Consider the following 22,102-nt stretch of genomic DNA (forward strand, 5'->3'; position numbering starts at 1 on the left):
GCAATCCGGCGCCGGCGGCGGATTGCGCGATGTCTCGTTCACCGTGAACTCGGGTGATGTGCTCGCTCTGATCGGTGGTCCGGGAGCCGGCAAAACGATGCTTCTGCACGCGCTGATGGGGCTCGCGCCGATCGAGAGTGGTGCGATCGAGTACGCCGGGGATCCCACGCCGGGCCACGGGTTGCCCTCGCTGGTCGGCACCGTCCTCAGCGAACCGGCCCTGCACCCAAGCCGAACCGTTCGGGCCCACCTGCAGATCATCGCGGCGGGTTATCGCGATGCTCGGACACGCATCAACGTCGTCGTCGCGATCACCGGCCTCTCGGACGCACTCGACCGTCCGGGGCGCGACCTCGACCCGTCGACGACGTTGCGGGTGGCGCTCGCGTCGGCACTGCTCCCCCAACCCGAAGTGCTGCTGATCGACGAACCCGTGTTCGGCCCCGGCGTTCAGCTGTCCGCGGTCGCGCCGATCATCGCCGCGTACGCGCGGAACGGTGGCGCCGTGATCATCGCTGGTCGTGGTCTTGCCGAGCTGAGCCAGATCGCCACGCATGCCACCGTGCTGCGCCAAGGTCAGCAGTCGCTCACGGCGACGATGCCCGCCCTGCTCGCGCGCCTGCACGGGAATCTCGTCGTGGCGACCCCGGCGCAGAAGCAACTGGCCTTGACCCTGGCGGCCGCCGGATTCACCGATGTGACGATCCGCCGCGACGGCCGTCTGCTCGTCGTCGGCTGTCCGACGTCGCGACTCGCGACCCTGTCCCAAGACGCACACATTCTCATTCAGCATGTTCAGTCGGAGTTCGGCAGTCTCGACGACATCTACTCCAGCAGCGCGGGTGTGCCGCCTATCCCGTGGGGATTCGGCGCGGTCAGCTCGCCCGCACCGCAACCGAGTTGGGCGGGCCAGCGATGAATCCCGCCATCCTCATCGCCGAGTGGCGAAAGCTGTGGACGATTCCGGTACTCCGTTGGGTGTTGTTCGCGCCGATCGCAGTCGGGCTTCTCGCCGGCCTGGCCGGAGGTTTCGCCCACAACGTCCAACCCGCGTTGTCGGCCGCGTGGCTCACCACGATGACGGTCGCCGTCGTGGTGACGACGCTCGGGACAGGTGCCGAGATTCGGCACCGCACGATTGTGTCGTCCCAGCTCACCCACGGATTTCCACGCCTATTCACGGCAAAGCTCATCGTCGCGGCGGGGATTGGCCTCGCCGTCGGCGTGGTGTGCGCCGTGACGAGCACACTCGGCGTGTTCATGGCTCAACAGGCTCTCAATGAGCCGGAGCATCTCGCAGTGGTCGCCGGCTCCGGCACGATCGGAACGATCTGCTGGGCCCTCGCGGGGGTGGGCCTCGGGCTGGCGATCCAGCGTGCAGACTTCCTACTCGCCGGTGTGCTGGCCTGGTGCTTCATCGTCGAACCCCTGCTGGTCGCGGCATTGGCGATCGTCAACGGTGCCGCCTTCGTGGCCGGCCCGGCGATGTCGGCCCTCGCACTGACCGGCATCCAGACGATGGGACAGATCGACCTTCTGACGATCCCGGTCGCCGTCCTCTCGACGGTTGTCTGGTCCGGAATCGCGGTCGGCGGCGGCTGGTGGCTGGCCCGCAACCGTGCCCTCGTCTGATCGTCCCGGCTGGATCCGTCGCCTCGTTGCGACGTGTACGAAATTCCGCGGTGTTCTGTTCGGTGCACTCGCGGCGACGATGGTCGCGGCCGCGGTCGAACTGACGGTCCCCCTCCTCGCGAAGGCCGCCATCGACGCGGCGACGACGGGCCGGACCGTCGTGACGATCGCCGGCGCACTTGTCGTCCTCGCGTGCCTCCGATGGGCTGCCCAATTTGGGCGGCGGTATCTGGCCGGCCGATTATCGCTCGACGTTCAGCACACACTTCGCCTCGACCTGCTCACGACGCTGCAGCGACTCGACGGCCCCGCGCAGGATCAGATGCGAACCGGTCAGGTCGTCTCTCGCTCGATCAGCGACCTCCAGGTCGTCCAGGGAACGCTCGCGATGGTGCCGCTGTCCCTCGGCGCGCTGATCCAGTTCGTGCTCGCGATCGTGGTCATGATCTGGCTCTCGCCGCTGCTGACCCTCGTCGCGTTGACCGTCGTTCCGATCGCGGCCGCCATCGTGTGGTTCGTGCGACCCAGCGTTCACGCGTCGACGTGGTCGGCTCAACAGCAGGCCGCGGAGATTGCCCAGCACGTCGACGAGACGGTCACCGGCATCCGCGTGGTGAAGGGATTCGGTCGCTCGGACTGGGCCGTTTCGCGCCTGGAGTCGTTGGCGCGCAACCTCTATTCGAAGCGGATGCGCTCGGCACGCATCAATGCGCGGTTCTCGCCGGCGATGAGTGCGGTGCCGGCGCTCGGCCTCGTGGGTGTCGTCGCCCTCGGCGGCGTCCTGGCGATGCACGGATCGATCAGCATCGGCACATTCGTCGCGTTCACTGCATACGTCGGCACGATGTCGGCCTCGGCACGAATCCTGTCGTCGGTCGTCGTGATGGCGCAGATGACCCGCTCGGCCGCCGAACGGATCTACGGCATCCTCGCGATCACCCCGGACATCACCGCGCCGGCCGCGCCGCGTGACGTGCCGATCGGGCCGCTCGGTCTTCGCTTCGACGACGTCTCCTTCGGCGATGTTCTGCACGCGATCGACCTCGATATCGCGCCCGGCGAGACGGTTGCCGTCGTCGGCCGTGCGGGCAGCGGCAAGACCCTCCTCGCGATGCTCGCGGACCGCTTCTACGCACCTGATTCGGGTCACATCGAACTCGTCGGTGACACCAAGGTCGACATTCGCGACGTCAGACTCGACGACCTCCGAGGTGCGGTGACGGTCGCATTCGACGAACCGTTCATCGCGTCGACAACGGTATCGGCGAACATCGGACTCGGCACGGACGCGACCCCTGCCGACATCGAGAGCGCCGCCCGCGCCGCGGCCGCCCTCGACTTCATCACCGAGTTGCCGGACGGATTCGACACGGTCATCGGCGAGCGCGGGCTCACGGTCTCCGGTGGTCAGCGGCAGCGCATCGCCCTGGCCCGCGCGATACTCGCCGACGCACCGATCCTCGTGCTCGACGACGCCACCTCGGCCGTCGACGCGGAAACCGAGGCGTCGATCTTCGCGAACCTTCGTCACCTGCAGAAGACCGTCCTCGTTCTCGCGCACCGGCGATCGACGCTCTCGATTGCGGACCGAGTCGCGGTTCTCGACGACGGCCGAATTGTCGACATCGGCACGGTCGACGAACTCGACGAGCGGTGTGCCCTCTTTCGAAACCTGATGGATGCCGACCCGGAAGCCGATGCGCTACCCGCCCTCGCCGCCGCACCGGCCCGTCGCGAGCGGCGCGGCAAGGCCTCCGCCCTCGCTGGCCAGGACATCAGCGCCGAACTTCAATCGCGTCTGGAGAAGCTGCCGCCGGCGACCGAGGAACCCCCGCCGATCACTCTTGATCCGTCGACAAACCACCGGTTCAGCCTGCGGCAACTGCTGCACCCCGTGCGGTGGCTGCTGATCGCGGCGGTCGTGGGCATCACGATCGACACGGCGTCCGGCACGGCGCTGCCCGCACTCATCGGGCGAGCCGTCGACCGTGGCGTTCTCGCCCACGAGAGCGGGCCGCTGTGGACGGCCGTCGCGATCGCGACCGGCCTGGTTCTCCTGGCGTGGTGCGCTTCGGTGGTCACCACGATCCTCACCGCACGAGCCGGTGAACGCGTTCTCTACGCGCTGCGACTGCGGAGCTTCGCCCATCTGCAACGGCTGGGCCTGGACTACTTCGAGCGCGAATTGTCCGGCCGCATCATGACCCGGATGACGACCGACGTCGACGCGTTGTCGACGTTCTTGCAGAACGGGGTGGCGGTCGCGGTCGTCAGTCTGCTCACGCTCGTCGCGGTGAGCATCGCCCTCCTCATCACCGATGCCGGTCTTGCACTCGTGGCGTTCATCGCGATACCGATTCTCGTGGGCGCCACCGTCGTCTTCCGCCGGATTTCGTCGAGGGCCTACACCCGCTCCCGGGAGCGGGTATCGACGGTCAACGCCGCGTTCCACGAGGCGATCGACGGACTCCGCACGGCGCAGGCCTACCGCGCGTCGAACCACATCCTCGAAGACTTCACCGCGAAGGCCGAGGCGTACCGCGCGGCCCGCATGCAAGCCCAGAAGGCGATCTCCACGTACTTCCCGTTCGTCGCGTTCCTGTCCGACATCGCCCTCGCGGCCGTGCTGTGGGAAGGCGCGAAGGACGTATCCGAGGGCACGCTCACGCCCGGAACGCTCATCGCTTTCGTGCTGTATCTGGGCATGCTCTTCGGCCCGGTTCAGCAGCTGTCGCAAGTCTTCGACGGCTACCAGCAGGCCCGCGTCGGCCTTCGCCGCATTCGCGATCTGCTGCACACCGAAGTCACCCAGACAAGCGGAACCGGCACTCCACCGAAGGCCGGTGACATTCATGCCGATGACGTCACATTCGGTTATTCAGGTGCCGCGGAATTCGCCGTGTCGAATATCTCACTTACGATCCGATCGGGCGAATCGCTTGCGCTCGTGGGACGCACCGGTGCTGGCAAGTCGACGATCGTCAAGCTCATCGCCCGGTTCTACGACCCCTCGGACGGACACATCCGGTTCGACGGCCACGACATCAGCTCGCTCGACCTCGGCGACTACCAGCGGGTGCTCGGGCTCGTGCCGCAGGAAGCACACCTGTTCACCGGCGATGTCGCGTCGAACATCGCCTTCGGCCGTCCCGAGGCCACGCGCGCGGAAATCCACGCCGCGGCGGAAGCGGTCGGTGCGAGGGCGATGATCGAGGCACTGCCGGATGGCTTCGACCACTCGGTCGGAGAACGCGGACGCGGACTTTCCGCAGGTCAGCGCCAGCTCATCGCATTAGCCCGGGCCGAGCTCGTCGATCCGTCGATCGTGCTACTCGACGAGGCGACCGCGGCCCTGGACCCCGCGACCGAACGAATTGTTCTCGACGCGAGCCGAGCCCTGACGCGGAGCCGGACGACGGTCATCGTCGCCCATCGATTGTCGACTGCGGCGCGAGCGGATCGCATCGCGGTGATCGAGCACGGACGAGTGGTGGAAATTGGCACACATGCGGGCCTCGTCGCAGCTGGCGGCGCCTACTCTCGTTTCTGGGAGGCGTCGCAGCGATCCCTTGCTCACAACTCGGAGTCTCCTGCGCGTGAGTCCGGTAACAGGTCTAGCCTCACTAATGGTGAAGGTTTGATTGTTTGCGAGAAAGGCGAACTTCGACCGTGAGTGGTTCGGAATCTCAATTCGGGCAAAACCAATGGCTCGTTGATGAGATGTATCAGCGTTATAAGGCAGATCCGTCGTCGGTCGACAAGAGCTGGCACGATTTCCTCGCCGACTACACCCCGGACAGTTCGGTGACTGTCCAGGTGCCGGCGGCCGCAGAGGTAGCGCCGCTCTCGACGGAGCGCAAACCGTCGACGACACCGGCCCCGGCGAACAACGCCGCGACCGAGGTGAAGCCTCCGGCCCCGCAGGCCGGTGCCGGCGACGACGCGAAGGTCCTGCGTGGCCCGGCCGCTGCGATCGCCAAGAATATGTCAGCGTCGCTCCAGATCCCGACCGCGACCAGCGTTCGTGCGATCCCGGCCAAGCTGATGATCGACAACCGTCTGGTGATCAACAACCACCTCGCCCGCACCCGCGGTGGCAAGGTGTCGTTCACGCACCTGCTCGGGTACGCGATCGTCCAGGCGGTCAAGAAGTTCCCGAACATGAACCGGCATTTCGCCGAGGTCGGCGGCAAGCCGGCGGCGGTCACGCCCGCGCACACGAACCTCGGTCTCGCGATCGACCTGCCGGGCAAGGACGGCAGCCGGTCGCTCGTCGTGGCGGCGATCAAGAACTGCGAGACGATGAACTTCGCGCAGTTCCACAACGCCTACGAGACGATCGTCCGCAAGGCACGCGACGGCAAGCTGACCGCTGAGGACTTCACCGGCGTCACCATCTCGCTGACCAACCCGGGCACCATCGGAACCGTGCACTCGGTGCCGCGTCTGATGAACGGCCAGGGCGCGATCATCGGTGCCGGTGCCATGGAGTACCCGGCCGAGTTCCAGGGCGCAAGCGACGAGCGCATTGCCGAGATGGCTGTCGGCAAGCTCATGACGCTCACGTCGACCTACGACCACCGGATCATCCAGGGCGCCGAGTCCGGTGACTTCCTGCGGACCGTGCACACGCTCCTCATCAGCGACGAGTTCTTCGACGAGGTCTTCCACACGATGGGGATCCCGTACGAGCCGGTCCGCTGGCGCCGGGACATCCAGGAACGCGGCGTCGACAAGAGCACCCGCGTTCTCGAGATCATCGAGTCGTACCGTAGCCGCGGCCACCTCATGGCCGACTGGGACCCGCTGCGTCTGGTCAAGGAGAAGTTCCGCAGCCACCCCGACCTCGATGTCACGACCCACGGCCTGACGCTGTGGGACCTCGACCGCGAGTTCAATGTCGGTGGATTCCACGGCGAAGAACGCATGAAGCTCCGCGAGGTGCTGTCGGTCCTGCGGGATTCGTACTGCCGCCACGTCGGTGTCGAGTACATGCACATCCTCGATCCGGAGCAGCTGCGCTGGATGCAGGACCGCGTCGAGCAGAAGCACTCCAAGCCGACGGTCGTGCAGCAGAAGTACATCCTGAGCAAGCTCAACGCCGCCGAGTCGTTCGAGACGTTCCTGCAGACCAAGTACGTCGGCCAGAAGCGCTTCTCGCTCGAAGGTGCCGAGGCCGTCATCCCGATGATGGACGCCGTCATCGACCAGGCCGCCGAACACAGCCTCGACGAGGTCGTCATCGGCATGCCGCACCGCGGTCGCCTCAACGTTCTCGCGAACATCGTCGGCAAGCCGTACTCGAAGATCTTCAGCGAGTTCGAGGGCAATGTGAACCCGGGTTCGACCCACGGTTCGGGTGACGTGAAGTACCACCTCGGTGCGCGCGGCACGTACATCCAGATGTTCGGCGACAACGACATCGAAGTCTCTCTTGTCGCGAACCCGTCGCACCTCGAAGCGGTCGACCCGGTTCTCGAAGGCATCGTCCGCGCCAAGCAGGACCTGCTCAACAAGGGCGACGGCCAGGGTGGATTCTCGGTCGTACCGCTCATGCTCCACGGTGACGCGGCATTCGCCGGTCAGGGTGTCGTCGCCGAGACGCTCAACCTCGCCGGCCTTCGCGGCTACCGCACCGGTGGCACGATCCACATCGTCGTCAACAACCAGATCGGCTTCACCACGGCGCCGGATTACTCGCGTTCGAGCGAATACTGCACCGACGTCGCGAAGATGATCGGCGCCCCGATCTTCCACGTCAACGGTGATGACCCGGAGGCGTGCGTCTGGGTGGCCCGCCTGGCAATGGACTTCCGCCAGCGCTTCAACAACGACGTCGTCATCGACATGATCTGCTACCGCCGCCGCGGTCACAACGAGGGCGACGACCCGTCGATGACCAACCCGGAGATGTACCAGGTCATCGACACCAAGCGCAGCGTTCGCAAGACCTACACCGAGGCTCTGATCGGTCGTGGCGACATCTCGCCGAAGGAAGCCGACGACGCCCTGCGCGACTACGAAGGCCAGCTCGACCGGGTGTTCAACGAGGTCCGTGACCTCGAGCGCTTCACCCCGGAGCCGAGCGAGTCGGTCGAAATGGACCAGCAGATTCCGGCCACGCTCGTGACCGCGGTCGACAAGTCGGTCCTGCACCGCATCGGTGACGCCCACGTCAACCTGCCGGAAGGCTTCTCGGTCCACCCGCGCGTATGGCCGGTCATGGAACGCCGCCGCGAGATGGCGTACGAGGGCAAGGTCGACTGGGCGATGGGTGAGCTCCTGGCTCTCGGCACCCTCGTCGACGAAGGCAAGCGCATCCGACTGTGCGGTCAGGACACTCGACGCGGAACCTTCAGCCAGCGTCATTCGGTGCTCATCGACCGTCAGACCGGCGCCGAATACACCCCGCTGCACAATCTCGGCAGCGAGAACCCGGGCGTCTTCTCCGTTCACGACTCCGCGCTGACCGAGTACGCAGGCCTGGGCTTCGAGTACGGATACTCGGTCGGCAACCCGGACGCGATGGTTCTCTGGGAAGCGCAGTTCGGTGACTTCGTCAACGGCGCGCAGTCGATCATCGACGAGTTCATCTCCTCGGGTGAGGCCAAGTGGGGCCAGCTCTCCGACGTGGTGATCCTGCTCCCCCACGGACATGAGGGCCAGGGACCGGACCACACCTCGGGTCGTATCGAGCGGTGGCTGCAGCTGTGTGCCGAAGGTTCGATGACGGTCGCGCTGCCGTCGACTCCGGCCAACTACTTCCACCTGCTGCGGCGTCACGCGCACGACGGCATCCACCGTCCGCTCGTGGTGTTCACCCCGAAGTCGATGCTGCGCAACAAGGCCGCGGTCTCGAACATCGAGGACTTCACCGACGGCAAGTTCCACTCGGTGCTCGACGAGCCGACCTACGCAGTCGGTGACGGCGACCGCAACAAGGTCAAGCGAGTCCTTCTGACCAGCGGAAAGATCTACTACGACCTGATCGCCAGGAAGCAGAAGGAGAGCCGCGACGACGTCGCGATCGTCCGCATCGAGCAGCTCTACCCGGTGCCGCGGTACCGCCTCAACGAGGCTCTCGAGGCGTACCCCAACGCGAGCGAGTTCTTCTGGGTTCAGGAAGAGCCGGCGAACCAGGGTGCGTGGCCGTTCTTCGGTCTCTACCTGCCGGAGTACCTTCCGGAGAAGCTGGGCGGAATCAAGCGGATCTCGCGTCGTCCGATGTCGGCTCCGTCGTCGGGTTCGTCGAAGGTGCACGCGGTCGAGCAGCAGGAGATCATCGACAACGCGTTCGGCTAGACGCCTCGCGTTCTCGAGAGTGCAGGAAACCCCGCGCCAGTCGCGGGGTTTCCTGCACTCTTCTCTTATGCGGTTGCCCTTGGACTTCCTCAGCGCCTTTCGGAATGTCGAACTGCCGCCGACACTGGCGGCGCCCGCGATCACCGCGCTGCTTCGAACCGTTTGGGCAGCACCGACTTTCGAAGCACAACGCATCCTGCTGAACCAGGCGACCGACCTTCTTCCGCTCGCTGACGGCGTCACCGTCGACCGCGGCAGTCTGGGCGGTCTTCGCGCGCTGAAGATCACTCCCGAGAATCCCGGCCCCGGCGCGGTGTTGTACCTGCACGGCGGCGGCTTCTGCGTGCTCTCACCAGAGGCGTATCTGTCGATGCTCACCTGGATGGCGAAATCCGCGGGCGTGACGATCTACGCCCCCGCCTACCGGCTCGGTCCGGAGAACCCCTTCCCCGCTGCTTATGAAGACGCCGTTGTCGCGACCCGCGCGGTGCTCGACGAAGTGCCAGCTGATCAGCTGGTGATCGGCGGAGACTCGGCGGGCGGAAACCTGGCACTGGGGGCCGCAGCCACGCTCACTCAGGAGCGCCATACCTTCGCGGGACTCCTGCTGCTGTCGCCGTTCGTCGACCCCGACATTCCCGTATCCGGCCCGTCTGACCCGATGCTGACCGAGCGCTGGACCGACAAAGTCCAGGCGGACTACTTCCCCAAGAACTCCGCCGACCCGCGCATCGCTCCTATTCGCTTCGACCTACGGGGACTGCCGCCCACACTCATTCAGGTTGCGACGACCGAAATCCTCCGCGATCAGGCACTCGCGGCGGAAAGCGCGCTGCGCCCCGCCGGGGTCGACGTCACGTTCGAGGACGTCCCTAACTGGTACCACTCCGGGCATATCTTCGCCGGTCTGCTGAAGGACGCCGCTGTTCAGACCGAACGCGTCGGCCGGTTCGTTCGCGAGTGTTTGGAATCTGCCGACCTGGCGTCGCGCCCGGCCGGATGAAACCATTCGGACTCACACAACACGTCACCCCCGACCGGATAGGCTGCGAGAGTGCGTATTCCCGGAAATCCACACGCATTACTGCGCTTCGTGCCGATTCCGACGCCGGTGTCGGCGCTGGGAATTCAGTCTTTGCTGCGCACGATCTACTCGATGCCGATCCCGACCCAGCGAACGCTCCTGGAAACGGTGTCCGAACTCCTGCCGTCCGCGGGCGATGTCAAGGTCGAGTGGACCACGCTGGGTGGTCTACGGACCCTCGTCCTGACACCGCCAAATGCCGGCGCCGGTGCGGTCTATTACCTCCACGGCGGGGCCTTCTGCGTCATGTCGCCGAATGCCTACCAGTCGTTTCTGACGTGGCTGGCGCAGGCCTCGGGCTGCCGCGTCTACGCGCCGGAATACGCGCTCGCCCCGGAGAACCCCTTCCCCGCTGCTTACGACGACGCGGTCGCGGGCGCCTACAGCATCCTGGACCGCGTCCCGGCGAACCAGTTGGTCGTCGCCGGCGACTCGGCGGGCGGCAACCTAGCGCTCAGCGCGGCCCGCGCCCTGACCCGGTCGCGACACGCGTCTCTCGCCGGACTAGTGCTCATCTCGCCATGGTCCGAGCCCGCTGCCCCACCCGCGGGCGAAGGCGACGCGATGCTCACCGAGAAGTGGCTGAACGAGTGTGCCGATGCCTACCTCGACGGCGCGAACCCTGGAGACCCGCGCGTCTCCCCGATCTTCGGTGACCTCACCGGCCTGCCGAAGACCTTGATCCACGCTGCCGATGACGAAATCCTCAATCCGCAAGCCAAGGAAACCGCCCAGGCACTGCGGGACGCGGGTGTTGACGTCGAACTCGTGGAACTCTCTGGATTCATGCACTCCGGACACATCTTCAGCGGTGTCCTTCGTCCCGCGGCACAACAGACCGAGGCGCTCGGAGCATTCATCCGCAGCGTTCTCCCTCAGGAGGGTTGATCAATGAGCAAGGCGTTCAAGGACAAGGTCTGCGTCATCACCGGTGCCGGAAGTGGCATGGGCCGCGAGTTGGCGCTCCTCCTGACGAAGAAGGGCGCGAAGGTCGCGATCTCCGACGTCGACATGGAAGGTCTCGCCGAGACCGAGCGCCTGGTCCGCGAGCTCGGCGGCGACCCCAAGGTCGACCGACTGAACGTCGCCGAGCGCGAAGCTGTTCTGCTCTACGCGGACGAGGTTGCCCGTCACTTCGGCAAGGTCAACCAGATCTACAACAACGCCGGCATCGCGTTCACTGGTGATGTCGAGGTCTCGGAGTTCAAAGACATCGAGCGCGTCATGGACGTCGACTTCTGGGGAGTCGTCAACGGGACGAAGGCATTTCTCCCCTACCTCATCGCGTCTGGGGACGGACACGTCATCAACGTGTCGTCGGTCTTCGGCCTCATCGCCATCCCGAGCCAAAGTGCCTACAACGCAGCGAAGTTCGCTGTTCGCGGCTTTACCGAAGCGCTCATCCAAGAGATGCGGATCGCCGGTCACCCGGTCGCGGTGACCTGTATCCACCCAGGCGGCATCAAGACCAACATCGCGAACAAAGCGACCGCTGCCGAGGGTAAGGACGCAGCCCAGTTGGCCGAGAAGTTCAATAAGCTCATGGCCCGCACGTCGGCGGAATCCGCGGCGAAGACGATTGTGGACGGTGTCGAGAAGAAGAAGTCGCGCGTTCTCATCGGCCTCGACGCCACGGCGATCGACTTGATGGCCCGCACGCTCGGACCTACGTATCAGCGCATCGTCGCGGCGGCCGCGGGTCGGTTGCTGAGCTGACAGCTGCGTTATGCCGTCTTCTCGCGCAAGTGACGGAAGACCGGAATCAAGAAGTCGCGTGCGTACTGCTCCGCTCCCCCCGGCTCGTCGAGTCCGAGCACAGTGGAGGGGACCAAAATCAGCGAGTGGTACGCCCGTGCGAAGTGTTCGGCGAACCGGTGCCGCTGCGGCTCGGGGAAGTCGTCGTCCTCCATCTCCGCGACGAACGATCGACCGAGGTTCAGTGCGTAACTGCTGTCCGTGATGACATACGGCACCAGCAGCTCCGGGCTTTGCCGCCGCAATGGCTGCACCGCCGGATGATCACGCAGTAGTCGGTAAGCGGCGGCAAATCCGTGGACGATTCTGTCCTCCGGGTCCGAGTACCTCTCCGTCACCGCCCGCACCTCAGCGAAGAAGCGGGCCAATTCGCGTTCGATGACCGCGCTGAGCAGCGCGTCGCGGCCTGGAAAGTACTTGTATAACGTTGCCCGCCCGACCCGGGCTCCCCGCGCGATCTCGTCCATCGACAGCTTGCGGAGACCGGTCGAGGCCGCCCACGCGAGCGCCGATTCCATGATCCGCGCACGCGCATCGCCGACAAGATCAGGGTTCGCGTCGCTCGGCATGGTTCGATTCTAGGGTGTAGACAAATAGACATAAAGTGTCTACTTTTCTACTAATACCGCCGGCGTGGCCGAAACAATCATCGCGTCGTTCATCCGGTTCGGATTGAAGGAGGAGCGCGATGACCATCATCGAAAACCGCGAGCACAACATCGCCGCACGCGACGACGTCGCCGATCGTCTGATCGCCGGATCGACCCGACGTTCGTACAACTCACTCGTCGACATCGACTGGGACGCACCCCAAGATCCCGACGTCTTCTACATGCCGCGGGAGACGATCTCCTTGTACGGCACCCCCATGTGGAACGCGATGACTCACCGTGAGCGCGTCGAGCTCTCGCGTCAGGAATGCGCGAACATGCTGAGTCGGGCGGTGTGGTTCGAAAACACGCTGAACCAGGGACTGCTGCAGGTCATGCTGCACCAAGACCCGACCTCGCGGAGCGTCCACTACTCCCTCACCGAGATCGGTGACGAGACGCGGCACATGATCATGTTCGGAAAGGCCGTCGCGGCGATCGGCGCCAAGCCGTACCGCCTGTCGCTCACCGAAGCACTCGCTGTGCAGGCGTTCCCGTTCGCCTACCGCGGACTCATGCTCTGGGTCGCGGCCCTGTGCGGCGAGGAGACGATCGACGACACCCAGCGCACCTACCTCCACAGCGAGGACCTGCAGCCGATCATCGCCCAGGTGATGCGCATCCACGTTGCCGAGGAGGCGCGACACATCCGCTTCGCCCGGGAAGGCGTGCGCCGCCGGGTCCAGCGCGCATCGTGGCTCGACCGTCAGTTCGCTGCGACCGCAAACGGCGCGGCCGGCTTCATCCTCCAGCGACTCTTCTACGACAAGCGGGTCTACGAGCGTTGCGGACTCGACGCCAACGAAGCCATGCGCCAAGCCCGCGCGAATGAGGAAGTGAGCGCACGGCGCCGCGCTGCATTCGAGAACCTGTACCAATTCCTCGAGGAAAACGGGCTCACGAATCCGATCTCGCGGCTGACCTGGAAGTACTTCGGGTTCCTGTGATGCGACGACCTGATTACGACGTCATCATCATCGGCGCCGGATTCGGTGGCCTCTGCGCGGCAATCAAGCTGCGCGAGGCCGGAATCGACAACTTTGTCGTGCTCGAGAAGGCCGATGAGGTCGGCGGCACGTGGCGCGAGAACACCTATCCAGGCGCGGCGTGCGACGTCATGTCACTGATGTATTCGTTCTCGTTCGCCCCGAATCCGAACTGGAGCCGCGGCTACGCAACGCAGCCGGAAATCTTCGAGTACCTCAAGCACGTCACCGACAAGTACGACCTGCGTCGCAGCATTGTGTTCGGCGCGGAAGTGGTGGCGCAGCAGTTCGACGCCGATAGCGACATCTGGACGATCACCGCCGCCGACGGACGAGAGTTCACGAGCCGCGTCGTGATCGCGGGTACGGGCCCACTGCACGTGCCGAAAATTCCGGCCCTCCCGGGGATCGAAACGTTCCGCGGAACGTCCTTCCACTCGGCGCAGTGGGACCACTCGATCGACTTTCGCGGCAGGCGTGTGGCGGTCATCGGAACCGGCGCGAGCGCAGTTCAGTTCATCCCGCACCTGGTCGACCAGGCCGAGCACGTCACGGTCTTCCAACGGACGCCCGCCTGGGTGCTGCCCAAGCCCGATCGGCCAATCCCGGCTCTCGAACGGACCGCGTACCGACTCGTTCCGGGATTGCGCAAACTCGTCCGCTCGGGCATCTACTTGAGCCACGAGGCACTCACGGCGGCGTACCTCGAGCCCCGCTACATGACGGTGGTGCGTGCGCTCGCCCTCGCGCATTTGCGTCGACAGGTCCGCGATCCCGAACTGCGAGCCAAGCTCACCCCGAGCTACCAGGTCGGATGCAAGCGCATGGTCCTCGACAACCGCTTCTACCCCGCGCTGCAGCACGACAACGCTTCGTTGGTGACCGAGCCGATCGCTGAGGTGACCCCGACCGGCATCCGTTCTGCGGACGGTCGGGAACACCGGGCCGATGTCATCGTCTACGGCACTGGCTTCAATCTCGGGGGCCGACGGCCTCTCGTCGCCGAGGCCTACCTCGGGCTCGCCGTCCATGGATTCCCGAACTACTTCATGCTCATGGGCCCGAACACCGGTGTCGGCAACCAATCCGTCGTCTTCCTCATCGAAGCCCAAACCCGCTACATCATGACGCTGCTCGAATCGATGCGCCGCGGCGAATCCACCCGCGTCGAGGTCAAAGCGCACGTCCAGGCCGAGTTCAACCGCGAGTTGCAGCGCCGATCTCAGGGCACCGTGTGGACCTCGGGCGGTTGCAAGAGTTGGTACCTCGATGCCGCCGGAGTCAATCGAGCCATCTGGCCGGCGCCGACACTGTCGTACTGGATGACCACTCGAAATCCCGACCTTCGCGATTTCGAGTTCACGACCCTCGAAGAACGCGACGACGACGACGAGTTCCACGGTCCAGCGTTGTTGGTCACGACAGATGGCGCCGAGCATCCGGTCGTCGCCCATCTCCTCGCGCTCTATCAGCCGATCGACAACGCCATCCGATGGTCCGGGCGAATCGAACCGTGCGCCGCACTCGCGGAGGTGCACACGGCGACGAATACCGCGGTCACACTGCGGATTCCCGGCAATCCCGAGGTTCGGGCCATGCTGACCGACTCGGACACCTGGGGCGGCTCGCACATCGTCGGGAGCGGCACGTCGCCGTACCCGATCTACGCAACCCTCTGAGGCTCGAAACAACTGAGAGGCAGTAATGGCCTACGTCATCACCCAGAACTGTTGCAACGACGCGGCGTGCGTCGCGGCGTGCCCCGTCGGATGCATCCATCCAACGCCGGATGAGCCGGGATTCGCGACTGCGGAAATGCTCTACATCGACCCGAAGACGTGCATCGATTGCGGAGCCTGTGCCGACGCGTGCCCGGTCGACGCGATCTTCCCGGAGAAATCCTTGAAGCCTGAGCACGCCGCCTACACCGAACTGAATTCGGAGTACTACGCCGGCAGGACGTTCAGCCCGACGTTTCCGACGAAAGCAGTGGAACGCCTCGTCACGTCTGACAATGCACTCACCGTCGCGATCGTCGGGTCCGGTCCCGCCGGCATGTACACCGCCAAAGAACTCCTCCGGCATCCCGGCATTCGGGTCGAGATGTTCGAGCGGTTGAACCTCCCGCACGGGCTCATCCGGTACGGCGTTGCGCCCGACCACCCCGCGACGAAGTCCGTGGTGCGCCAGTTCCGTTGGTCGCCGGAGAAAGAACGCAGGTTCCGGCTGAACGTCAACACCGAAGTCGGCAAGGATGTCAGTCACGACGAGCTCGTCGACCGATTCAATGCCGTCATCTACGCGCACGGCGCCTTCGGTTCACGCCGACTCGACATCCCGGGTGCTGAGCTCGAAAACTCCATCGGCGCGGGTGAGTTCGTCGGCTGGTACAACGACCATCCGGACTATCGAGCGGCCCCGATTTCGCTGTCCGGCAAGCGTGCCGTGATCATCGGAAACGGCAATGTGGCGCTCGACATGGCACGGATTCTGCTCACCTACCCGTTGGGCGACAGCACGATTTCCGAGGTGGAGATCGTCGCTCGCCGGGGACCCGAGAACGCGGCGTTCACCACTCCGGAACTACTCGCTCTGACCCACATCCCAGGCCTCGACGTCATCGTCGACCCGGCTGACCTGACGGGATCTCCCGGAGACCGGAAGATGCAACTGCTGAGAACGATCGCCGAAACCGTCCCCACGCCCGGTAGCCGGCGAATCATTCTGCGGTTTAATGCAACCCCCACCGAGATTCTCGGCGGTGGCCACGTCGAAGGGGTCCGCACGAGCGCCGGAATCCTCGACGCCAACCTCGTCATCCATGCCGTCGGATTCCACGGACGTGCCATCCCTGGCGTTCCCTTCGACAACGAACGGCACGTGATTCCGAACATCGCCGGCCGCGTAGTCGATCCATTGACCGGCGAGCCGCTTCCCGCCGTTTACACCGTCGGCTGGATCAAGCGCGGGCCGTCCGGCGTCATCGGCACGAACCGGACCTGCGCGCAGGAGACAGTGGGCAGCCTGCTCGCCGACCAACGCGCGGGCGCGCTCGCCACACTCGTGAGGCGTTAGCGCGCTATTGCAGGGCCGAACTCAGGCGCATCACGTTGTCGACGTACTTCTTGTGCGCGGGGCGGCGAGCCCATTCCTCTGACGTCAATTGCCGACTCATGGCGCGGTAGTCGTCCTCGACCTCGCGGAGGCGCTTGACCACGTCTCCGCCGTACAACATCACCGAGATCTCATAGTTCAGCGCAAACGAGCGGAGGTCCATGTTGCTGGATCCCACGACCGCAACGTCGTCGTCGATCGTGAAGTGTTTCGAATGCAGGATCAGCGGCGCCGGGTAGCGATAGATGCGCACGCCGGCATCGAGCAACGCGCGATAGTAGGAGGCCTGCGCGTGCCCCACCATGAACTGATCAGAGACCTCGCTGACGAATAGTTCGACGTCCACGCCGCGCTGCGCGGCGGTGGTGACGGCGTACAACAGCGACTCGTCCGGAACGAAATACGGACTCGTGAGCGAGATCCGACGCGTCGCCGAGTAGATGAGAGTCGTGAACATGCGCAGATTGTTCTCGGCAACGTATCCCGGGCCGCTCGGAACTACCTGGCAGGCGACGTCACCGACCGCATCGGGTTCCGACAACGGCAGCGGCAGGTTTGGGATCTCTTCGGTTTCGGTGTACCAATCTGCCGCAAAAACCAGGTTCAACGCGGGCACGACCGGCCCCTCACACCGGATCATGAGCTCGACCCACTTGCGACCGAGGCGATGATTTCTCGGCTTGTTGTACCCGGGCTCGGTGAGGTTCAGAGAACCCGTGAATCCGACCCGACCATCGACGACAAGAAGCTTGCGATGGTTGCGGAGATCCGGCCGCCGCCACCGGCGACGCAGCGGTCGGATGGGCAGCATGACATGCCAGTCGATCTGGGTTTTGGAGAGACGCGACCGGAGGTCCCGATAGGTCGGGAGCGTGCGGGTGCCGAGGTGGTCGAACAACAGCCGGACCTTGACGCCGCGTTCGGTGGCCGCAACGAGCGCACGGAAAAAATCATCCGTTTCGTCGTCCCACGCCGCTATGTAGAACTCGACATGCACGAAATCCGTTGCGGCATCGACGGCGTCGGTCATTGCCGCGAGGCACCCGCGATAGTCGTCGAGCAGGTCGACGCGATTGCTCCCGAGCACCGGCAGCGACCCGAGCCGGCGATTGAGACGAGCGACCGAGCTCAGGTAGTCCGGCGCATCCATGACACTCCGCGGCGACTCGACCATGCCGACGTGCTGCGCGATCACCTCGTGGGCTTTCAACTGGCGCTGCTTCCGTCGCTTGCCCAGTTCGGCCCGACCGAAAAGGTGGAAGGCGGCGAAACCGATGAATGGTTCGAACAGGATCAGCATGAGCCACGCCAGCCCGGTCGACGGCTTCCGGTTTCCGGGGATCACGCCGAGAGCGATCAGGCGCAGCACCACTTGCAGCGTCACCAGGAGAACACCGAGCACGACAGGCCAGTCAGTCAACGACATCCCCCCGGCCGGCACGATCAAGAATGCAAAGGTAGAACCTCCACCCTACGGGAGCTGTTTCGGCAATCGAGCTCTGGCGACTCGTCGACAATGGGCGGCGGGATATCTGGAGAGGCTGCGGAATGACCTCGTTCAGTCGGAAGGTCGCGATTGCGTTGGGAATAGGCGCGTTTGCCGTCGCCGGCTGCACCGTGGGACCTGCCGGCAGGTCCGACACTATTGACGTCGGAGTGTTGGTCATCACGATGTTCGAGGCAGAGAACCAGGTGTGGCGGACATACGAACAGTTACCTGACATCGTCGACGTCCCGGGCGTGCCCCAGGCCGTACGCTGCAATTCCCACAAGCTGTGCGTCGCCGAGACCGGCCAGGGCAAGGTCAATGCCGCCACGACGATGATGGCGATTCTGGGCAGCGGAAGGTTCGACTTCTCGCACGCGTATTTCCTCACCGCCGGGATCGCCGGCACCCCACCGGACCGGGGCACCGTCGGCGGCGCCGCACTGGCCCGCTGGATTGTCGACTTCGACCTTGGGAACCACCTCGTCCCCGCCGACGCACCCAGTGTCCCGTACGGATTCCGGCCGGTCGAGGACTACCGCACCGATGCCTACAAACTCGATTCAGCCCTGGTCGACAAGGCATTCGGCTGGGCGCAGAACGTGAAACTGGCAGATTCTCCCGAAGCGGTCGCCGAACGTGCGAATTACCCCGGCCAAGCTGGCCGCATACCCGAGGTAGTCCAGTGCGACACGATGACCGGGGACGACTTCTTCTCCGGCAAGCAGCTCTCCGACACGGCCGCCTACATCATGAACGTGCGAACCCAGGGTGCCGGGATCTATTGCACGACACAGATGGAAGACAACGCCACCGCCGGGGCACTCGCCGCACACGGATACCTGAAGCGCTACCTGTCGCTACGCACCATGAGCAATTTCGATCAGCCCTACCCTGGGCAATCGGTGCTCGCACACCTCGACGAGGCGAGCGGCGGATTCCCGGTAGCGCTCCAGAATCAGTACACCGTCGGGAAAGCGCTCGTCGAGCAGCTACTGAAGAATCCGCCCGCGACCTGAGCGTGGCCGCGGGCGGGCGGATGAAGCGCTCCCTACCGCACCCCGTTGAGGGGTACGTCGTGCTCGGCCGCGAGTGCCTCGAGTTCGGCCTTCGTCTTGTCGGCGAAGAACGCGGCGAACTCCTCGTACGTTCCGCCTTCGCCGAAGACCTCGAGCGCACGCAGGAAGAAGTGCGGTTCCACGGCGCCCAGCGCCACGTACCCGTCGGCGCACTTGTACAGGTTGTACATCGGCAACGCGCCGCCCAAGGGCGCATCGTCGCCGGTCACACCGTGGCGAACCGCACCTCCCGCAGCCGCAGCCGCATCCTCCAACGCAACGCGGTACGCAGCACCGGTTCCGGATGTCGTCCGCCGGACCAAGGCGGCCAGCGCAGCCGACACCGCCCGCTCGCCACCGAGTATGTCCGCGATCGGAACCCTCGGCATGTGCGGCGGCGTGAGAATTCCGTGCACGGCCTGGTAGTTGAGATCGTGCCCCGGCACCTCCGCGCGGTCCCCCGGATGCCCCACGATTTCGATGAGCGAGAGCTGTGGAAACTGCTCGTGCGGTCGCGCCAGACCCAGCCGCTCGAGAGCCGACGGGCGCATCGATGTGATGAGAATGTCGGCATCCGACAGCAACTCGTCGAGCTTCGGCCGGTCAGCCTTCATGTCCAGAGTGACGACCGTCTGCCGAGCCGTGAGCTCGCTGTACCAATCGGCGGCGGCCGCCGCGAGTGGATCGCCGGTCGGGGGTTCGACCTTGGTGACCGTCGCGCCCATTTCAGCCAGGCGTGAGGCGGCAAGCGGTCCGGGCAGGTTGATGGCGAGTGAAACGACCTTCACTCCTTCGAGCGGAAGCACGTGCTCCCCTTTCGTTGAGAATTCGGCCCCTGACGACAATCGCGGCAGCGCCTTGTGAGCACTGCCGCGATCCTCGTTATGTCGGCCGCTTACAGGTTGAGCAGGCCCTTGGCCACGTGCGTGACCTGGATTTCGTTGCTGCCGGCGTAGATCATGAGCGATTTGGCGTCACGCGCCAGCTGCTCGACGCGGTACTCGGCCATGTAGCCGTTGCCGCCGAACAACTGCACGGCTTCCATCGCCACATCGGTGGCAGCACGGGTCGAGTAGAGCTTCATCGCTGAGGCCTCGGCGAGCGTCGGAGTCTTGCCCTTGCGGGCGCTTTCCAGCGCCGAGAACACCATGTTCTGCACGTTGATCCGCGCAATCTCCATCTCCGCCAGCTTGAGCTGGATGAGCTGGAACTTGCCGATCTCCTGTCCCCACAGCTTTCGAGTCTTGGCGTAGTCGACGCACAGCCGGTGACACTCGTTGATGATGCCGAGCGACAGAACTGCACATCCGACACGCTCGACCACGAACGAACTGCGCGCGCTCTCGCGGCCGTCACCACCCTTGTGCTCCTCGGTCTCGCCGAGCAGACGATCCTTGGTCAGCCGGACGTTGTCGAAGAACAGCTCACCCGTCGGAGACGAGTGCATACCCATCTTCCGGAACGGCTTGCCCTGAGTGAGGCCAGGCATGCCCGCGTCGAGAACGAACGTGAGCACCTTGCGGTTCCGCTTCTCGCCGCCGTCTCCTTCGTCGAGCTTGGCGTAGACGACGATCGTGTCCGCGTACGGGCCGTTCGTGATGAACGTCTTCTGACCGTTGAGGATGTAGTCCTCACCATCGCGCTTGACGTACGTCTTCATCCCGCCAAATGCATCGGACCCGGAGTCGGGTTCGGTGATCGCCCACGCTGCGATTTTGTCGAGCGTGACCAGATCCGGCAGCCAACGCTCCTTTTGAGCGAGGGTGCCGCGCGCGGCGATGGTCGCTGCGCCCAGACCGAGACTCACGCCAACCGCAGCCACCATGCCGAGGCTCACGCCAGCGAGTTCGCTCGTGATCAAGGCTGCGGCCGAGGCCTGCCCGGCGAGATCACCCATGCCGCCGGACTTCTTCTTTTCCGGCTTGGGTTCGCCGGAGGCGATGCGCTCGAGCTTGCGTCGCTCTTTCTCGAGCAAGCCCTTGATCGCTTCGCTCGCCATCGCGTCGAGGCCGAACTCCGCCCAGAACTTGCGCAGGATCGCATAGGGAGGGGTGTCCCCGTGCTCGAGTTCGTCGACGTGCGGCCGAACTTCCTTCTCGATGAACTCCCGAGCGGCATCGCGCATCAGGATGTCGGTTTCCGACCACTCGATCATGGGAGCCTCGCGGAGATGTCGTCGATGAGCCACGGACCTTCGGTCTCGATGGTCTTGACGTCGTGCCAGCCGCCGAGCTCCGAGATGGCCTCGCCCTGTACCGCGAACACCTTGCCCGTGATCGAGCAGAGGTCGCTCGCGAGATAAGCGACGAGCGGCGAGATGTTGGCCGGGCTGAACGCGTCGAACTCGCCCTCTTCGAGCGGTGCGGCGAAGATCGCGCCCATGCCGGGCGTCGCCAGGGTCAGACGCGTCCGAGCGATCGGCGCGATCGCGTTCGCGCGCACGCCGTAGCGCTCGAGTTCATCGGCGGCGACCTGGGTCAGCGCCGCGATGCCCGCCTTGGCGGCACCGTAGTTACCCTGTCCAGCGTTCGGAACGGTCGTTCCCGACGCGGACGCCGTGTTCACGATCGCAGCCCTGCGCTGACGGCCGGCCTTGGACTCTTCCTTCCAGTACTTCGCGGCGTGGTGAGTCGTCGCCGCGTGCCCCTTCAGGTGAACCGCGACGACGGCGTCCCACTCGGCCTCCGTCATGTTCGGCATGAAGGCGTCGCGCAGGATTCCGGCGTTGTTGATGACGATGTCGAGACCGCCGAATTCCGCAATCGCCTGGTTGATCAGTGCCTCGGCACCCGCCCAGGTCGCGATGTTGTCGGTGTTCGCAACCGCCTTACCGCCCGCGGCGATGATTTCCTGTGCGACTTCGTGCGCCGGCCCGACGTCGACACCCTCGCCGGCGTTGCTGCCGCCGAGGTCGTTGACGACGACGAACGCACCTTCGCGGGCGAAGAGCAACGCGTGCTCACGACCAATACCGCGCCCAGCGCCGGTGATGACGGCGATCTTTCCTTCGAGTGCACCCATTCCATTGCTCCTGG

General features: G+C 65.0%; 16 protein-coding genes. 11 read left to right on the forward strand and 5 right to left on the reverse strand.

Going from position 1 to position 22,102, the window contains the following annotated elements:
- The first annotated feature begins 22 nt into the window (after positions 1-22).
- The 7 genes from F600_RS0106120 to F600_RS0106150 all read left to right on the forward strand — a co-directional run bounded on the left by F600_RS0106120 (position 23) and on the right by F600_RS0106150 (position 11,734).
- Positions 23-919, forward strand: a complete 897-nt coding sequence (locus F600_RS0106120) for an ATP-binding cassette domain-containing protein (protein ID WP_018159710.1) — start codon at positions 23-25, stop codon at positions 917-919.
- Positions 916-1,632, forward strand: coding sequence for a hypothetical protein (locus F600_RS0106125; RefSeq protein WP_018159711.1), 717 nt, complete (start codon positions 916-918; stop codon positions 1,630-1,632). Before F600_RS0106120 ends, F600_RS0106125 begins: the two co-directional genes overlap by 4 nt.
- Positions 1,619-5,305, forward strand: coding sequence for an ABC transporter ATP-binding protein (locus F600_RS27130; RefSeq protein WP_018159712.1), 3,687 nt, complete (start codon positions 1,619-1,621; stop codon positions 5,303-5,305). The genes F600_RS0106125 and F600_RS27130 overlap by 14 nt, the downstream gene beginning before the upstream one ends.
- Before the next feature lie 47 nt (positions 5,306-5,352).
- Positions 5,353-8,934 carry a multifunctional oxoglutarate decarboxylase/oxoglutarate dehydrogenase thiamine pyrophosphate-binding subunit/dihydrolipoyllysine-residue succinyltransferase subunit gene (locus F600_RS0106135; protein WP_040630677.1) on the forward strand — a complete coding sequence of 1,194 codons (3,582 nt, stop codon included), beginning with the start codon at positions 5,353-5,355 and terminating at the stop codon, positions 8,932-8,934.
- A gap of 67 nt (positions 8,935-9,001) precedes the next feature.
- Positions 9,002-9,937 (forward strand): alpha/beta hydrolase, encoded by a 936-nt coding sequence (locus F600_RS30140; protein ID WP_018159714.1) that lies wholly within the window; start codon positions 9,002-9,004, stop codon positions 9,935-9,937.
- A gap of 51 nt (positions 9,938-9,988) precedes the next feature.
- Entirely contained in the window at positions 9,989-10,906 is a 918-nt protein-coding gene (locus F600_RS27140) for an alpha/beta hydrolase (RefSeq protein ID WP_060934593.1), read from the forward strand.
- A gap of 3 nt (positions 10,907-10,909) precedes the next feature.
- Positions 10,910-11,734, forward strand: a complete 825-nt coding sequence (locus F600_RS0106150) for an SDR family NAD(P)-dependent oxidoreductase (protein WP_018159716.1) — start codon at positions 10,910-10,912, stop codon at positions 11,732-11,734.
- A gap of 8 nt (positions 11,735-11,742) precedes the next feature.
- On the opposite strand, the gene F600_RS30145 is transcribed toward F600_RS0106150, so the two are convergent.
- The gene (locus tag F600_RS30145) at positions 11,743-12,342 is read right to left on the reverse strand and encodes a TetR/AcrR family transcriptional regulator (protein ID WP_018159717.1); all 600 of its coding nucleotides are present in this window, start codon (positions 12,340-12,342) and stop codon (positions 11,743-11,745) included.
- Positions 12,343-12,461: 119 nt separating this feature from the next.
- Here F600_RS30145 and F600_RS0106160 point away from each other — a divergent pair, with 119 nt between their 5' ends.
- The 3 genes from F600_RS0106160 to F600_RS0106170 are packed head-to-tail and all read left to right on the forward strand — an operon-like array spanning position 12,462 to position 16,484.
- Complete coding sequence (locus tag F600_RS0106160) at positions 12,462-13,370, forward strand: AurF N-oxygenase family protein (RefSeq protein WP_018159718.1); 909 nt, start codon at positions 12,462-12,464, stop codon at positions 13,368-13,370.
- Positions 13,370-15,088, forward strand: coding sequence for an NAD(P)-binding domain-containing protein (locus F600_RS0106165; RefSeq protein ID WP_040630690.1), 1,719 nt, complete (start codon positions 13,370-13,372; stop codon positions 15,086-15,088). Before F600_RS0106160 ends, F600_RS0106165 begins: the two co-directional genes overlap by 1 nt.
- A 25-nt stretch (positions 15,089-15,113) precedes the next feature.
- Positions 15,114-16,484 carry an FAD-dependent oxidoreductase gene (locus F600_RS0106170; protein WP_018159720.1) on the forward strand — a complete coding sequence of 457 codons (1,371 nt, stop codon included), beginning with the start codon at positions 15,114-15,116 and terminating at the stop codon, positions 16,482-16,484.
- A gap of 4 nt (positions 16,485-16,488) precedes the next feature.
- On the opposite strand, the gene cls is transcribed toward F600_RS0106170, so the two are convergent.
- Entirely contained in the window at positions 16,489-17,949 is a 1,461-nt protein-coding gene (cls, locus tag F600_RS0106175) for a cardiolipin synthase (protein ID WP_018159721.1), read from the reverse strand.
- A gap of 122 nt (positions 17,950-18,071) precedes the next feature.
- On the opposite strand from cls, the gene F600_RS0106180 reads away from it, so the two are divergent.
- The gene (locus tag F600_RS0106180) at positions 18,072-19,028 is read left to right on the forward strand and encodes a purine-nucleoside phosphorylase (RefSeq protein WP_018159722.1); all 957 of its coding nucleotides are present in this window, start codon (positions 18,072-18,074) and stop codon (positions 19,026-19,028) included.
- A 32-nt stretch (positions 19,029-19,060) separates the two neighbouring features.
- On the opposite strand, the gene F600_RS0106185 is transcribed toward F600_RS0106180, so the two are convergent.
- The 3 genes from F600_RS0106185 to F600_RS0106195 form a co-directional block, all read right to left on the reverse strand.
- Positions 19,061-19,873, reverse strand: a complete 813-nt coding sequence (locus F600_RS0106185) for a CoA transferase (protein ID WP_018159723.1) — start codon at positions 19,871-19,873, stop codon at positions 19,061-19,063.
- An 89-nt stretch (positions 19,874-19,962) separates the two neighbouring features.
- Entirely contained in the window at positions 19,963-21,222 is a 1,260-nt protein-coding gene (locus F600_RS0106190) for an acyl-CoA dehydrogenase family protein (protein WP_018159724.1), read from the reverse strand.
- Complete coding sequence (locus F600_RS0106195) at positions 21,219-22,088, reverse strand: SDR family oxidoreductase (protein WP_018159725.1); 870 nt, start codon at positions 22,086-22,088, stop codon at positions 21,219-21,221. The genes F600_RS0106190 and F600_RS0106195 overlap by 4 nt, the downstream gene beginning before the upstream one ends.
- Between the last annotated feature and the right edge of the window lie 14 nt (positions 22,089-22,102).

Source organism: Smaragdicoccus niigatensis DSM 44881 = NBRC 103563 (assembly GCF_000380645.1).
GTDB lineage: Bacteria > Actinomycetota > Actinomycetes > Mycobacteriales > Mycobacteriaceae > Smaragdicoccus > Smaragdicoccus niigatensis.

Bases quoted from the DNA above. Each gene is read 5' to 3' on its own strand.
- F600_RS0106125 (WP_018159711.1), top strand. From the start codon at position 916: ATGAATCCCGCCATCCTCATCGCCGAGTGGCGAAAGCTGTGGACGATT.
- F600_RS0106135 (WP_040630677.1), top strand. From the start codon at position 5,353: ATGTATCAGCGTTATAAGGCAGATCCGTCGTCGGTCGACAAGAGCTGG.
- F600_RS30140 (WP_018159714.1), top strand. From the start codon at position 9,002: ATGCGGTTGCCCTTGGACTTCCTCAGCGCCTTTCGGAATGTCGAACTG.
- F600_RS0106150 (WP_018159716.1), top strand. From the start codon at position 10,910: ATGAGCAAGGCGTTCAAGGACAAGGTCTGCGTCATCACCGGTGCCGGA.
- F600_RS30145 (WP_018159717.1), bottom strand. From the start codon at position 12,342: ATGCCGAGCGACGCGAACCCTGATCTTGTCGGCGATGCGCGTGCGCGG.
- F600_RS0106160 (WP_018159718.1), top strand. From the start codon at position 12,462: ATGACCATCATCGAAAACCGCGAGCACAACATCGCCGCACGCGACGAC.
- F600_RS0106165 (WP_040630690.1), top strand. From the start codon at position 13,370: ATGCGACGACCTGATTACGACGTCATCATCATCGGCGCCGGATTCGGT.
- F600_RS0106170 (WP_018159720.1), top strand. From the start codon at position 15,114: ATGGCCTACGTCATCACCCAGAACTGTTGCAACGACGCGGCGTGCGTC.
- cls (WP_018159721.1), bottom strand. From the start codon at position 17,949: ATGTCGTTGACTGACTGGCCTGTCGTGCTCGGTGTTCTCCTGGTGACG.
- F600_RS0106180 (WP_018159722.1), top strand. From the start codon at position 18,072: ATGACCTCGTTCAGTCGGAAGGTCGCGATTGCGTTGGGAATAGGCGCG.
- F600_RS0106190 (WP_018159724.1), bottom strand. From the start codon at position 21,222: ATGATCGAGTGGTCGGAAACCGACATCCTGATGCGCGATGCCGCTCGG.
- F600_RS0106195 (WP_018159725.1), bottom strand. From the start codon at position 22,088: ATGGGTGCACTCGAAGGAAAGATCGCCGTCATCACCGGCGCTGGGCGC.